The organism is Leptolyngbya sp. AN10 (genome assembly GCF_050565645.1).
GTDB lineage: Bacteria > Cyanobacteriota > Cyanobacteriia > Leptolyngbyales > Leptolyngbyaceae > Leptolyngbya.
The window spans coordinates 17720-29582 of record NZ_JBNXVP010000028.1; the positions used below are offsets into that span (position 1 = coordinate 17720).

Genomic DNA, 11863 nt, shown 5'->3' on the forward strand with positions numbered 1-11863 from the left:
GCGAATTAAGTGAATTGTTGACTCAGCGTTACAGGATTGTGAACGGTGATTTTTTTCTTGTGAATCGAGATCATTTTGTCCTGACGCAAATCACCGAGTAAGCGAGTCACAGTGACGCGAGTTGATCCAATCGCTTCTGCGATCGCTTGATGCGACAGCTTCAGATCGATCATGATCCCCTCTTGCGAAGGCACTCCGAAGTCGCGACAGAGAATCAATAGAAAACTTACCAAGCGCGATCCCATATCTCGATGCGCCAGGGTTTCGATCATCATCTCGGTTTGGAGAATCCGCGACGATAAGCCTTTCAGCATCAACATCGAGAGTTCCGGATTTTCTTTGAGTGCTTTTTCGACTTGTTCGATCGGCACTGAAAGCAATTCGACTGGCGTAAATGCGACTGCGTGATAAAAGCGATCGGCGCGTTGTCCGGTAATCAGTGATAACACGCCGAATACACTATTTTCTCTTAACAGCGCAACGGTGATTTCTTCCCCTGCTTCATACACTCGTGAGAGCTTGACGGCTCCTTTAACCAGGAAATAGACTCGTTCGGCTGGATCACCCGGAAAAAAGATTGTTTTGCCGCGTTCAAACGTCTCAATAACGGGAGGATACGCGCCTCCTCCGATCTGACGAAACATTGTTGCGAGCGGTCTATCCTTGGTCACTACCATTTCTTTCCTTGTCGTATCGAGTGAAACTGGAGCAGTTTACCGAGTCAGTAACGCGATGTGCACTTTGTGAACAATCGATGACTTTAGACCACTAAAACTGACTCATCAAATGGTTTTTGTACGCTGCGCTACATTTTCGCTTTGATTCTGAAAATCTCTGTAAAATTTCTAAGTTTAGACCGGTTTTTTTCAGTACTATTGGGATCTTGTTTTAAAGATTCTCAATAATTTCCACACATCATAGCGTGAAAGCAACCAGGATTCAGAGGGAAGTGTTAAGGAAATGTTAATGATTTGAATAAAGAGAATCACCTTTTAGCCATTTAGCGATGCCGAAGTTTGAAGATCAGCTAGACAAAACCGAAGCGATCGACAGAGTCGCTTGGCGAAATTGGCTCAAACAAAATTATGAAACCGCGATCGGAATTTGGCTAATCTACTACAAAGTAAAAAGCGGAAAGCCAAGTATTCGATACAGTGAAGCGGTGAAAGAAGCACTCTGTTTTGGGTGGATTGATAGCAAAGCGAAATCGTTGGATGACGATCGCTATATGCAGATTTTTACGCCCCGAAAACCGAAAAGCGTTTGGTCGAAACTCAACAAGCAATACATTGAGGAGTTAATTGCCGAAGGATTAATGACCGAGGCGGGGATCAGAAAAATTGAAGCGGCAAAACTCGACGGATCTTGGACTTCTTTGGATGCGATCGAGGCTTTGATCATGCCGCCCGATTTGATTGACGCATTGGAAAAGAACGCGATCGCACAACAAAATTTTCAGACGTTCAGCAACTCGACCAAGAAAGTAATTCTCTATTGGATCGAGAGTGCCAAACGTTCTGAAACTCGACAGAATCGAATCGAAAAAACGGTGATGGCTGCGGTTGAAAAGCGATCACCGCTCGATCAGGCATCTTCAAAGCCGCTGTAGCAAGTTCATCCCATGCGTATCGGTTCCACAAGAACTGAGCAATCCAAACGTAGCCTGCAACTCTGTCACCCGTGCCGTCTCTTTTGGACTCGGCATCCACGGCTTTGGATTGTTGTAGGCGTAAAACGCTTCCACCCCATCAATTCCCACCATTGCCGCTGCTGGAATCAACTCATCCACCGATCGACGATATCGCGCTGGATGTGCCAACACCGCAATCCCGCCTGCTTGCTGAATCGCACTGATCACTCGTGCTGCTTGAGCGCGATCGCCTTGAGGCGCAGAACCTTGGAGATAAGACGCGATCGCCGCATGATTTGGATCAAACGCAAATCCGAGAATATGTACCTCAGTTTCGAGCAAGCGAGACGTAATCTCGGTTCCCGTCCACAACTGCGGCAACTCTGTCCCTGATTGCGTCTCCATATAGCGCTGTGCCATTTGGTATCCGCTGATCTGATGGTGATCCGTAATCGCGAATCCTTTGAGCGAAAGATCGATCGCTTGTTGTGCTAACGCTTCAGGGTGTAGCTGCCCATCCGAATGCGTCGTGTGCATGTGGAAATTGTAGGTGAGCGGGCAACTTTTAGCCGTCAGCGATGCAAAAACCTGTCGTAGCGCTACCGCATCCTGCGCGGCTTGGGGGGTCATTGTCGAACTCGAAGCAAGATGAGCAGTCATAAATCGCCTCAAACGTCACTGCCATGTCACGGGACTACATCTAATGTAATGCACTGCTTAAAAAATCGTTTCAGTATTAAACACTCAGGGTATTGAGTATACCTGATGTCATTCATTAGTCACATGAGCAAAAGTGGCACATCTGCGATTTGTGCGGCACCGCATTCGATGATAGGGTATATAGCCAATCCCCCCTAGTTGCATTTTAGTTGCATTGATTCAAGTGAGTTCCCGCCCGTAGTCGTGTTCCTGTTGTGAGTTGCAATTTTATGCAGTGCATTCCTTGGAGCACTCTGCGGGACGAATTGATGTCGCCCCTCTCAATCGTCCTCGCAGCGGCATATCGGCTGATTTTGGTTGAGTTCCTGAAAACATGATTTCTAGTACGAATAATGGCGGGTTCGCCCAACAGGTAGAAGCAATTCGGCAGCGTCTGGCTTCAATTCGCGATCGCCTTTTGGCTCAGTCTACCGTGAGTTCCCCAGTCCAAGTTGAGATTCAGCAAGAGTTACAGTCCGCGATCGAGGTTTTGCAGACGGCACGAACCGTGATTCAGCAGGCGGAATCAAGTTCGACGATCGAGCAGTTACGAGCCTCGGTGCGCGAAAAAGAGATTCTTCTGCGTGAGATTCATCACCGGATTAAAAATAATTTGCAGGTGGTGACGAGTTTGCTCGATTTGCAGGTGATGAGGGTGCAGGATACAGACGTTCAAGCCCTGTTACGCAGCAATCAGAGTCGAATTAGTTCGATCGCACTGGTTCACGATCGATTGTCGCAGTTAGGCAATCAGAATTCGATTCGCTTAGGTGAGTATGTGCAGAGTTTGGTTCCGATGCTGGTGCAAACTTATGCGATCGAACCTAATCAAATCACGCTCAGAACGGCAATCAGTGGCGAGATTGAACTATCTGCGAATCGAGTGGTTCCAGTGGGATTGATTCTGAATGAGTTGATCTCGAATGCGTTGCGGCATGGACTGGTGAATCGAGAGGGCGAAATCGCGGTCTTGTTGCGGGTTGAAAATTCGCAGGTCACACTGACGGTAAGTGACACCGGAAATCGGCTTCCTGCGAATTTTGACCTGAACACGCCGCAAACTTTGGGATTTCAGATTATCAATTCCCTTGTGCAGCAATTGGACGCAACTTTGAGCGTCGATCGAACTTCCAGAACTGCGATTACGATCCAGTTTGACGCTGCTGATTCGGAGTCGTGAGTCCATGTTCGAGCGCAAATCGAACCAATTCTGTCCGGCTATTGGTTCCGGTTTTGCTGAAGAGGCGACTGACGTACTTTTCCACGTTGCGGACACTGGTTTCAAGCCGACGAGCAATTTCTTTGTTCATCAAGCCATCAACCACGAGATCTAAAACGCTCTGTTCTCTAGGAGTGAAATCGAGCTTCATCGGGGCGGGCGTTTGAACGATCGCGCCTCGTCCTTTCAGTTCAGCTTGAATTGCCGCAATTTGGCGAGAAAGATCTGCCAAATTTACATTGTCATCGGTGCTGGTGGCTTTGATGTCTGCGCGTTGTCTGAGTAAGCGAGTGACGATCGCAACGAGTTCATCGGGGTCAAAGGGTTTTGGCAAGTACGCATCACAGCCCGCATCGTACCCTTGAATACGATCGCTTTTCATGCCTCGTGCGGTTAAGAAAATCACAGGCAAGGTTTTGAAACGGGCATCATCCCGAAGTTGCTTGAGGAATTCATAGCCGTTTGCCTGGGGCATCATCACATCGGTGATCACCAAATCGGGTTGAATTCGCTGTAATGCTTCCCAGCCTTCGCGCCCATTGGTGGCGGTATGGACTGTATAACCGCTGTCTTCGAGATAAGCTTGTACCGCTTCCCGGAGTCCAGGTTCATCATCGACTAATAGGAGTTGCTCCGGCATAATTCGATCCTCTGACAGATTGATTGGATGTAAGTTCGAGTGTGCGCTTCGTTGTTGGGGAGTTGTGCCCCCTAAATCGCCCATTCTGGGGGACTTTGAAAATCAAAACCTCTCTAGGCTTGAAGTACCCCGTTTGTGGGGGATTTAAGAAGCTTCAAAGGTTTGTCACCGAAGCGAAACACGCAATCGAACTTACAGTTATTCAAATTTAGCGAATTTTGCCGCATTAGGATTGAACCGTAGGAATTGGTAGAGGTTCGATCGTTCGTGCTTCATTGGAAAGTGTTGCTTCTCGTTGTCCTTCTGACCGCGCTTGGAGACAGAAAAGCCCGATCGGAGTTTGGATCAGATCAACGAGAGTCGCTTTGCCTGCCAGCAGTTTTAGAGATGCGATCGGTAATTCTTTAACCATCCAGCGTATGAGTCGATAGCGGTATTCGGACGGATTCGGTTCGCGCATTAAATCGATTCCGTGGAGTTCATGCAGATAGCGGTTTGAGCGTCCATATCTGCGCCATTGGCTCTTGAGTTCGGTGAGCGTGGCGCGATGACGGTGACAGACGATCGCGGTTTCGGCAAATCGTAATTCCCAAACCGTTTCGCGCAAGATTCTCCAGCAAATATCTGCGTCGCCGCCTGTGGTGAGATAGGGGCGGAATAAGCCGACTTGTTTGAAGGCTTCTAGGCGGATGGCGAGGTTTGCGGTTTGACCGTAGGCGCAAAAGGGATGATTCAGCGTGTGTTTTTGAGACAGGGTTTCTTGTCGATCGGCGTATTGTTCGAGCAAGCTGTTTCCGGGAAGCGCTTTGATTTCTCCTGCGACTAAGCCGACTGCTCGATCGAGGAACGGTTGAATCAAATCATTGAGCCAGTTCGGTTCGGGGCGACAATCGGCATCGGTGAAGGCAAGAATTTCTCCAGTCGCGTTCTGAATCCCTAGATTTCGAGCGGCGTAGGAACTTTGGATTTGGGATTGGTTGAAGACTCGAATTCGATCGGATACGGCGGCTTGTAATAATTCAGTGGTGCGATCGTTGCTATTGTTATCGACCAAGACGCATTCAAAATTTGGGTAAGTTTGAGCATTCAAACAGTCGAGCAGCGCAGGTAAATCTGATTCACCGTTGTAGATTGGCACAATCACCGAAACGGATGGTAAAAAACTCATATCCAGATTGCAGAATTCGATTCTGATGTCAAAATGCCCAAAACGATCGTGGGAGTCATGGGAGTTGGAGAACAGGCGACTCCACAAGAGATTCAGACTGCGTATGAATTGGGACAGCGGATCGCTCAAGCAGGATGGGTTGTCTTAAGCGGTGGGCGGAATGTGGGCGTGATGGATGCGGTGAGTCGTGGCGCGAAAAGTGTTGGGGGAATGACGATCGGGATTTTGCCGCACGTCGATTCGGAAGTTTCAGAAGCGATCGATATTCCTATCATTACCGACATGGGAAATGCTCGGAACAATATCAATGTGTTATCGAGTGGTGCGATCGTGGCTTGTGGAATCGGAGCGGGAACTGTTTCGGAAATTGCTTTGGCGATTAAAGCGAGGAAGCGTGTGATTTTATTGACTGAGAATTTGGAGGCTCAAATGTTTTTACGATCGCTGAATCCTAAGTTAGTCAGCGTCGCAGAAAGTGTAGAGATGGCACTGAATCAACTTGAGGTGATTCTTACGACACAAGAATAAATCAGTCTCGCTTTTCAGCACAGAATTGCCAACATACAATGAAGAACACGATTAATCAACATTAGGGTAAAACTGTGGACAAAACGCCAGAGCAACAAAAAGAAGACTTCCTTTACCCATCCGCGCACTACCGAGGGGAGTTTACGCCTGAGAACCTAGCGTTTAATGCCAATCTTCAAGAGTTTGCTCAGCGGGTCTCTTTGCTGTGTGGATTAGAGACTTCGGGTAAGATTCCGCCCGGTGATGCGTACAGACAAATCAAAGCCCTTTGGCATGAGTTGAAAGAATCGAAGAAAAATTTACTCGATCGAACCAGCCCGGAAGACAGCTAATTTCTCTCTTTCGTCCGATGTAAATTCGACCATACTGTTCTTTTCTTAGAAGAGGAATCGAACAGGACATAACTATGCCAAATCTTCTACAAACTGCATCTGAAGCAGGATCATTTAAAACATTATTGAGCGCGATCGAGAAAGCAGGGATCTCCGCAGAACTCGAAAATACAGAGGGTTCATTCACGCTGCTGGCTCCCACGGATGAAGCATTTTCTAAACTGCCTGAAGACAAACTGAACGCACTGCTCGAAGACTTACCCAAACTGCGTCGTGTCTTGAGCTATCACGTTCTAGATGGCGATGTTAGGTTTGAAGATTTGACCGAAATTTTTGAAGCTCCAACGCTGGAAGGATCAATCATTGCAGTCGATCACGAAGGTGGCATTAAAGTGAACGATGTGCCCGTTACGCAAGCGGATATTCTCGCGGACAATGGCGTGATTCATGCGATCGATGGTGTGCTCATGCCTGCCCTTCTCGCGGGAAGCTAACAAGTTTGATATTCTAAGATCTCTCTTCATCAGGAATCGGGCATTGAGTACTTTTGCCAAGTTAAGCGCTCAGACGAAGCAAAATCTGGGCGTTCTCTTTACTGCGGGATTGTTGTTTTGGGCAAGTTTGGCAAGTTTGCTGCCGATTTTGCCGCTGTATGTTAACTCGATCGGCGCACCGGATCATCAGCTTGGAATTGTGATGGGATCATTTGCGATCGGGCTTCTGCTGTTTCGTCCCCAAGCGGGCAAGATGGCAGATCAGCAAGGTCGCAAGATTGTTCTGTTGATTGGTATTTCAGTAGCAGCACTCGCTCCGGTGTGTCATTTGTTGACGCAATCGATTCCGATTTTGATGATTGTTCGAGCCTTTCACGGAATTAGTATTGCTGCATTCACAACGGCGTATAGTTCGCTTGTAGTAGACATTGCACCCCCTGAGAATCGTGGCGAATTGATCGGCTACATGAGTTTGGTCAATCCGATCGGAATGGCATTAGGTCCAGCGCTCGGCGGCTATTTGCAAGAGTTAACGACTTACGCGCCTGTGTTCGTGATGAGTTCATTGCTTGGCATGGTTAGTATGACTTGTGCCATGTTTGTGAAAGCTCCAGCAGTGCAGCACCAACCTCAAGATCGCTCCTCTGAGCGGGTGTTTTGGCGATTGTTAATCAGCGATCGTATTCGGATTCCGACGATCACAATGTTGCTGGTTGGAATTGCTTTTGGTGCGATCGCGACTTTTGTTCCGCTGCACATCAAAGCATCGAATGTCGGGCTAAATTCGGGACTGTTCTACACCGCTGCGGCAGTGATGAGTTTTATCACGCGATTCGTTTCGGGGAAGGCGAGCGATCGCTATGGACGGGGACGATTTATCTCGATCGGTTTGCTCAGTTATGCGATTTCGCTGATTGTGTTGTCGTTGGCGAATTCTGCGAATTGGTTTTTACTCGCTGGAGCGTTGGAAGGCTTGGGAGGTGGAACTTTTCTACCGATTATGATCGCGCTGGTTGCCGATCGATGCCAGCCTTATGAACGGGGACGAATTTTCGGGCTGTTTGTCGGTGGATTTGATCTGGGAATTGCGTTAGCGGGTCCGATTTTAGGGATTGTCTCGAATGCGATCGGGTATCGAGGACTTTATGGCGTGGCTGCGATCGTGGCGTTCTCTGCTTTGGTTGTATTCATGACGCTTTCAAGTAAAAGTGTCGCTCACTCGTTCCGGTTTGCATTGGGATACGGCAAAGATCCGTATGCGATTCCAAAAGATGAGTTATTGATCAAAGTTTGATCGATCAGTCGCGATCGTAATCCGTTGAGCAATTTTTGTCGATCGTTGTACTGTTTTAGTGATCCGATGGGCTGTTTTAGTGATCCGTTGAGCAATTTTTGTCGATCGTTGCGCTGTTTTAGTGATCCGATGCGTTGTTTTAGTGATCCATTGGGCAATTTTTGTTGATCGTTGCGCTGTTTTAGTGATCCGATGGGCTGTTTTAGTCGATCCGTTGCACTGTTTTAGTGATCCGATGGGCTATTTTAGTGATCCGTTGCACTATTTTTGCCGATCGACGCACTAAAACAGTGCAACGTACCGTGTTTTTCGATCGACGTTGAGCTTTTCTTAAGAACGATCGCGCTTAAGAAACTGAGCTTTGATTAATTTCGACTCGCTTCTTGAGTGCGATCGCTCCTCTGATTGATTTAAGCTTCGATCTGCTCCTTGGCAAATCGCTTCCGCAGACGATTCGCCCCACACAACAGACCAGAAACAGCTAACCCCGGAAGCGGCGTGAATCCGAAGGGAATAGGCGTTGCTGTGGTTCCGATTTGAAGATTGTCAATGACCGCGCCATTATCACTGCTGATCACAGAAACTTGAATTTCATTGAATCCACTACTTCCTGTAAATCCATAGAAGTTGTTGTTTGAATCGAAATCCGTATTTGCCGTAAAACTTTCTACTACCGCTCCGTTGAGTAGAGCGGTGAAGGTTGTCGTCCCACCGATATTGGTGACTAGCGCGAGAGATGCACGAGTTTGGGTCGTGCTGAACTGGATAGAAAACGGATTCAGTGCTGGAGCGCCAAATGCGCCACCTGAAAAATTCGTGACCATCCTACCGCTAAAGTTAGGGAAAGGACTAGGAGCTGCAAGGAAAAGATTAGAGAATGTGATTCCTGGATATTGAGTCGTCACTGCTGTTCCATCAGGAGCAGTCAAATCGTCGAAATTAATCGTTTGGGCTGGAGAAGCAATTCCGGTCGCTGCGCCATTAATCGCCAAGGCATGAACAGGTTTACTCTCAACGATCGACATCATGACTGCCGCTCCAATTTGAGCCGCGATCGCACTCTTCAAAATAGAATTCATTTCTGTTACTGGATCAAGAAAATACAACTATTTTGCCGATCGCTAAATCTGCGGCATCCACAGTTCTACTCACGTTTTCCTCTAATCTTTCGAGACAACACAGAACATATACTGAATCTAAGAGGGTGTTTGAAAAGTAATCGTTCATCGCATTCACCCGCCCGGAAATGAATCTCCGGGCTAATCAGGGAAGCCCACTCAACTGGGCTAAGAACTCCGAATGATTCTCCCAGTCCGCTTCAGCGGGGTTTCTTCCATTAGCCCGGAGATTTATTTCCGGGCGGACTGGCAACGCAGCAAAGCCGCTTTTTATACTTTTCAAACACCCTCTAATGGCTGCGTTGTGTCTTTACTAGACTTCTTGCCTAAATGCCTGGACGAATAGAATTCGGCAGGCATTTTCGATTTGTCCAAGAGATTTACTCTGCAATTCGGAACAAGGACTGTGCAGCAGTTTTGAGACTATCGCCTGCCTCAGATAAAGCATGAGAGAGCGATCGCTGAGATTGTAAAATCACTCGCGCTGCATTTCGTCCGGGCATTCCAGAGATCGAACCGCCGGGATGCGTTCCGGCTCCCGTGAGATAGAGATTGTCGATCGGCGTTTTATAGTTCGCTAACTCTGGTAATGGACGGAAGAACATCATTTGATCAAAGGTCATGTCTAAGTGATAGTAGTTGCCCTTGAGAACTCCAATGCGTTCTTCAAGTTCAGGAGGACTTTCAATTCGACGCGCCAAAATCGAGGATTTCACATTCGGGGCATAGTCCGCTAGTTTATCAAGAACGCGATCTGCTACTTGATTTTTTAGTTCTTCTGTCCAGCCTGTTCCTTTTAGACCTGTTCCTTTTGCGCCTGCAATTTGATACGGCACAAAGTACTCGATCCACAGAACATGTTGACCTTCTGGAGCAAGTGACGGATCGCGCATACTCGGAACAACCGCATACATTGAAGGATCTTCCAGCGGAATTCTACCAATGTTCGGATCGGTATGTGCGAGTTCAACTTGAGCGACTGAATCCGCGATTAGCACTGATCCAATTAAGTATTCGTCTTGGTGATTGTGATGTTCAAATCTGGGAGCTTCGGACAACGCACAATCGATTTTTAGAATCGCTTCATTGTGGTTCGTGATGCGTCTAGCAACTCGATCGCGTAATTTTGGATCAGCTTTGTCTAAATCACTCGGCTCAACTAAGTGCAAGAATAATCGCTGAGCATCTAAGCTCGAAATGACACCTACTTTCGCCCGATATTCCTGACCATTCGACACTCGAACGCCTTCTGCACAATTGTCATCAATCAGAATACTTTTAACAGGTTGCTCCGTTAGAATCTCGCCGCCCAGATCCTTCACACATCGCACCAAAGCATCGGTGAGCGCTCCCGTTCCCCCTTTCGGACGTGCCATTCCGGGATTGTGACGCATTGCCATCATGATCGAACCCACCGACATATTTTTCTGTGAAGGTGGCGTACTGAGTTCAGCGGCAAGTCTTGCTAAGGGAGCCTTGAGAAATTCTGAATCGAAGTACTCGTCAATAATGTCCATCGGACTGGTGAACATCGATCGAACAAAATCCAAAGTCTCGTCGGCAGATCCCACCAATGATAGTAAGTCTTTGATTTTAGCAACATCGTAGTTCCCTAAAATATCTACGATCGACTTCGGTGGCGCATTGAAAGTCGGAGTCAAAAAGCCAATCACACGCTGCCAGAAATCATTAAATTCAGCGTATTTCTCAGCATCACGCGGACTATATCGAGCAATTTCCTCGCAAGTTTTTTCAACTGATCGATGCGCGAAAAAGTACTTACCATCGGGATGCGGGCAGAACACCACGTGATCACACCAGAGGTATTCTAAGCCGTATTTTTCGAGTTCTAGTTCGCGAACGACAGGACCGAGATGGATGAAGAGATGATCGATCGCGCAAGGATTAAACTTAAAGCCAGAAACAACATCCGGCATTAATGGCTCAGTGGTGGCTGCTCCACCCGGAAACGGATTTTTTTCGAGCAGTAGAACTTTATAGCCTGCTTTCAGCAAGTAAGCCGCACACACCAAGCTATTATGTCCCGCACCAATCAATATAAAGTCATAGCTGTTCATATCGCATACCAAGAATCCGCCCTTGCTCACGGTAAACAAAACAGTTCTGGATGACTTCAGCCTTAAGTTAGGCTTTGAGTTTTGCTGTGTGCTTGGACGAATAGAAGGTAGCAGCAAGCCTTTTTTCTATTCAGTGATCTACCAAAACATTCCACTTGGAAGTAGTCATAAAACCTTCAGATCTAATCGTCATCTTCTGGATCGCCCACCATGTTCGGGCTGATTAACGTAATGTCGAATTCATCGGGGGGAACCGTTAGTACCGCATCACGCTTGAGTAAATAGTAAATCGCCCGGACTTGTGGACCAAATACAATCTCGTCTTGGTTGCGGAGATCGCAGTGTTGCAGCTTGCGACCGTTGATCAACAAACCATTCGCACTCGGTTTGCCCTTGAGATTGCCATCAACGATTCGGTAGTAGTGAGTGCCGTCTTCGTTGGGCAATTGGAGCAGGGTGGCGTGACGACGAGAGACAAATTGGGACACGAGACGGATATCGCACTTCGGATCGCGACCGATCGAATAAACCGGGGCATCTAACACAAACTCCCGGCGACCTTTATCGTCTTCGATAATGATAAGGTGGTTTTGATGCGGTTCTGAGGGCATTGACACTCGAATTAAAAGGGGTGGGTAAACGGTAATGGACTGGACCTAGACA

General features: G+C 47.6%; 13 protein-coding genes. 6 read left to right on the forward strand and 7 right to left on the reverse strand.

Annotation, left to right across the window (positions count from 1 at the left end; all coding sequences use genetic code 11):
* Window positions 1–5: 5 nt before the first annotated feature.
* Complete coding sequence (ntcA, locus tag ACQ4M5_RS29360; protein ID WP_430679332.1) at window positions 6–644, reverse strand: global nitrogen regulator NtcA; 639 nt, start codon at window positions 642–644, stop codon at window positions 6–8.
* A 362-nt stretch (window positions 645–1006) separates the two neighbouring features.
* Between ntcA and ACQ4M5_RS29365 the strand changes: the two genes are divergently transcribed.
* Window positions 1007–1609: a YdeI/OmpD-associated family protein gene (locus ACQ4M5_RS29365; RefSeq protein WP_430679333.1), complete on the forward strand. Its 603-nt coding sequence runs from the start codon at window positions 1007–1009 to the stop codon at window positions 1607–1609.
* On the opposite strand, the gene ACQ4M5_RS29370 is transcribed toward ACQ4M5_RS29365, so the two are convergent.
* Window positions 1595–2290, reverse strand: coding sequence for a PHP domain-containing protein (locus ACQ4M5_RS29370; protein WP_430679334.1), 696 nt, complete (start codon window positions 2288–2290; stop codon window positions 1595–1597). The genes ACQ4M5_RS29365 and ACQ4M5_RS29370 overlap by 15 nt on opposite strands.
* Window positions 2291–2663: 373 nt before the next feature.
* On the opposite strand from ACQ4M5_RS29370, the gene ACQ4M5_RS29375 reads away from it, so the two are divergent.
* Window positions 2664–3509 carry a sensor histidine kinase gene (locus ACQ4M5_RS29375; RefSeq protein WP_430679335.1) on the forward strand — a complete coding sequence of 282 codons (846 nt, stop codon included), beginning with the start codon at window positions 2664–2666 and terminating at the stop codon, window positions 3507–3509.
* Here the strand turns inward: ACQ4M5_RS29375 and ACQ4M5_RS29380 are convergent.
* The gene (locus tag ACQ4M5_RS29380) at window positions 3472–4188 is read right to left on the reverse strand and encodes a response regulator transcription factor (protein WP_430679336.1); all 717 of its coding nucleotides are present in this window, start codon (window positions 4186–4188) and stop codon (window positions 3472–3474) included. The two genes, ACQ4M5_RS29375 and ACQ4M5_RS29380, sit on opposite strands and share 38 nt — an antisense overlap.
* A 226-nt stretch (window positions 4189–4414) precedes the next feature.
* Window positions 4415–5356, reverse strand: coding sequence for a glycosyltransferase (locus ACQ4M5_RS29385; protein ID WP_430679337.1), 942 nt, complete (start codon window positions 5354–5356; stop codon window positions 4415–4417).
* Window positions 5357–5389: 33 nt separating this feature from the next.
* Between ACQ4M5_RS29385 and ACQ4M5_RS29390 the strand changes: the two genes are divergently transcribed.
* The 4 genes from ACQ4M5_RS29390 (at window position 5390) to ACQ4M5_RS29405 (ending at window position 8004) form a co-directional block, all read left to right on the forward strand.
* Complete coding sequence (locus ACQ4M5_RS29390) at window positions 5390–5884, forward strand: cytochrome (protein WP_430679338.1); 495 nt, start codon at window positions 5390–5392, stop codon at window positions 5882–5884.
* Between the two features lie 74 nt (window positions 5885–5958).
* A complete protein-coding gene (locus ACQ4M5_RS29395) occupies window positions 5959–6216 on the forward strand; it encodes a DUF7219 family protein (RefSeq protein ID WP_430679339.1) in 258 nt (85 codons plus the stop codon).
* A gap of 74 nt (window positions 6217–6290) precedes the next feature.
* Window positions 6291–6710 (forward strand): fasciclin domain-containing protein, encoded by a 420-nt coding sequence (locus tag ACQ4M5_RS29400; RefSeq protein WP_430679340.1) that lies wholly within the window; start codon window positions 6291–6293, stop codon window positions 6708–6710.
* Window positions 6711–6753: 43 nt separating this feature from the next.
* Window positions 6754–8004, forward strand: a complete 1251-nt coding sequence (locus tag ACQ4M5_RS29405) for an MFS transporter (protein WP_430679341.1) — start codon at window positions 6754–6756, stop codon at window positions 8002–8004.
* 410 nt (window positions 8005–8414) lie between these two features.
* Here the strand turns inward: ACQ4M5_RS29405 and ACQ4M5_RS29410 are convergent, their stop codons facing one another.
* The 3 genes from ACQ4M5_RS29410 to ACQ4M5_RS29420 form a co-directional block, all read right to left on the reverse strand.
* Window positions 8415–9083, reverse strand: a complete 669-nt coding sequence (locus ACQ4M5_RS29410; RefSeq protein ID WP_430679342.1) for a hypothetical protein — start codon at window positions 9081–9083, stop codon at window positions 8415–8417.
* 419 nt (window positions 9084–9502) lie between these two features.
* Entirely contained in the window at window positions 9503–11200 is a 1698-nt protein-coding gene (gene crtO / locus ACQ4M5_RS29415) for a beta-carotene ketolase CrtO (RefSeq protein ID WP_430679343.1), read from the reverse strand.
* A gap of 182 nt (window positions 11201–11382) precedes the next feature.
* Window positions 11383–11811, reverse strand: a complete 429-nt coding sequence (locus ACQ4M5_RS29420) for an FHA domain-containing protein (RefSeq protein ID WP_430679406.1) — start codon at window positions 11809–11811, stop codon at window positions 11383–11385.
* Window positions 11812–11863 lie beyond the last annotated feature (52 nt).

Excerpts from the sequence above, each read along its gene's own strand:
- ntcA (WP_430679332.1), bottom strand. The coding sequence starts at position 644 with ATGTTTCGTCAGATCGGAGGAGGCGCGTATCCTCCCGTTATTGAGACG.
- ACQ4M5_RS29365 (WP_430679333.1), top strand. The coding sequence starts at position 1,007 with ATGCCGAAGTTTGAAGATCAGCTAGACAAAACCGAAGCGATCGACAGA.
- ACQ4M5_RS29370 (WP_430679334.1), bottom strand. The coding sequence starts at position 2,290 with ATGACTGCTCATCTTGCTTCGAGTTCGACAATGACCCCCCAAGCCGCG.
- ACQ4M5_RS29375 (WP_430679335.1), top strand. The coding sequence starts at position 2,664 with ATGATTTCTAGTACGAATAATGGCGGGTTCGCCCAACAGGTAGAAGCA.
- ACQ4M5_RS29380 (WP_430679336.1), bottom strand. The coding sequence starts at position 4,188 with ATGCCGGAGCAACTCCTATTAGTCGATGATGAACCTGGACTCCGGGAA.
- ACQ4M5_RS29385 (WP_430679337.1), bottom strand. The coding sequence starts at position 5,356 with ATGAGTTTTTTACCATCCGTTTCGGTGATTGTGCCAATCTACAACGGT.
- ACQ4M5_RS29390 (WP_430679338.1), top strand. The coding sequence starts at position 5,390 with ATGCCCAAAACGATCGTGGGAGTCATGGGAGTTGGAGAACAGGCGACT.
- ACQ4M5_RS29400 (WP_430679340.1), top strand. The coding sequence starts at position 6,291 with ATGCCAAATCTTCTACAAACTGCATCTGAAGCAGGATCATTTAAAACA.
- ACQ4M5_RS29410 (WP_430679342.1), bottom strand. The coding sequence starts at position 9,083 with ATGAATTCTATTTTGAAGAGTGCGATCGCGGCTCAAATTGGAGCGGCA.
- crtO (WP_430679343.1), bottom strand. The coding sequence starts at position 11,200 with ATGAACAGCTATGACTTTATATTGATTGGTGCGGGACATAATAGCTTG.
- ACQ4M5_RS29420 (WP_430679406.1), bottom strand. The coding sequence starts at position 11,811 with ATGCCCTCAGAACCGCATCAAAACCACCTTATCATTATCGAAGACGAT.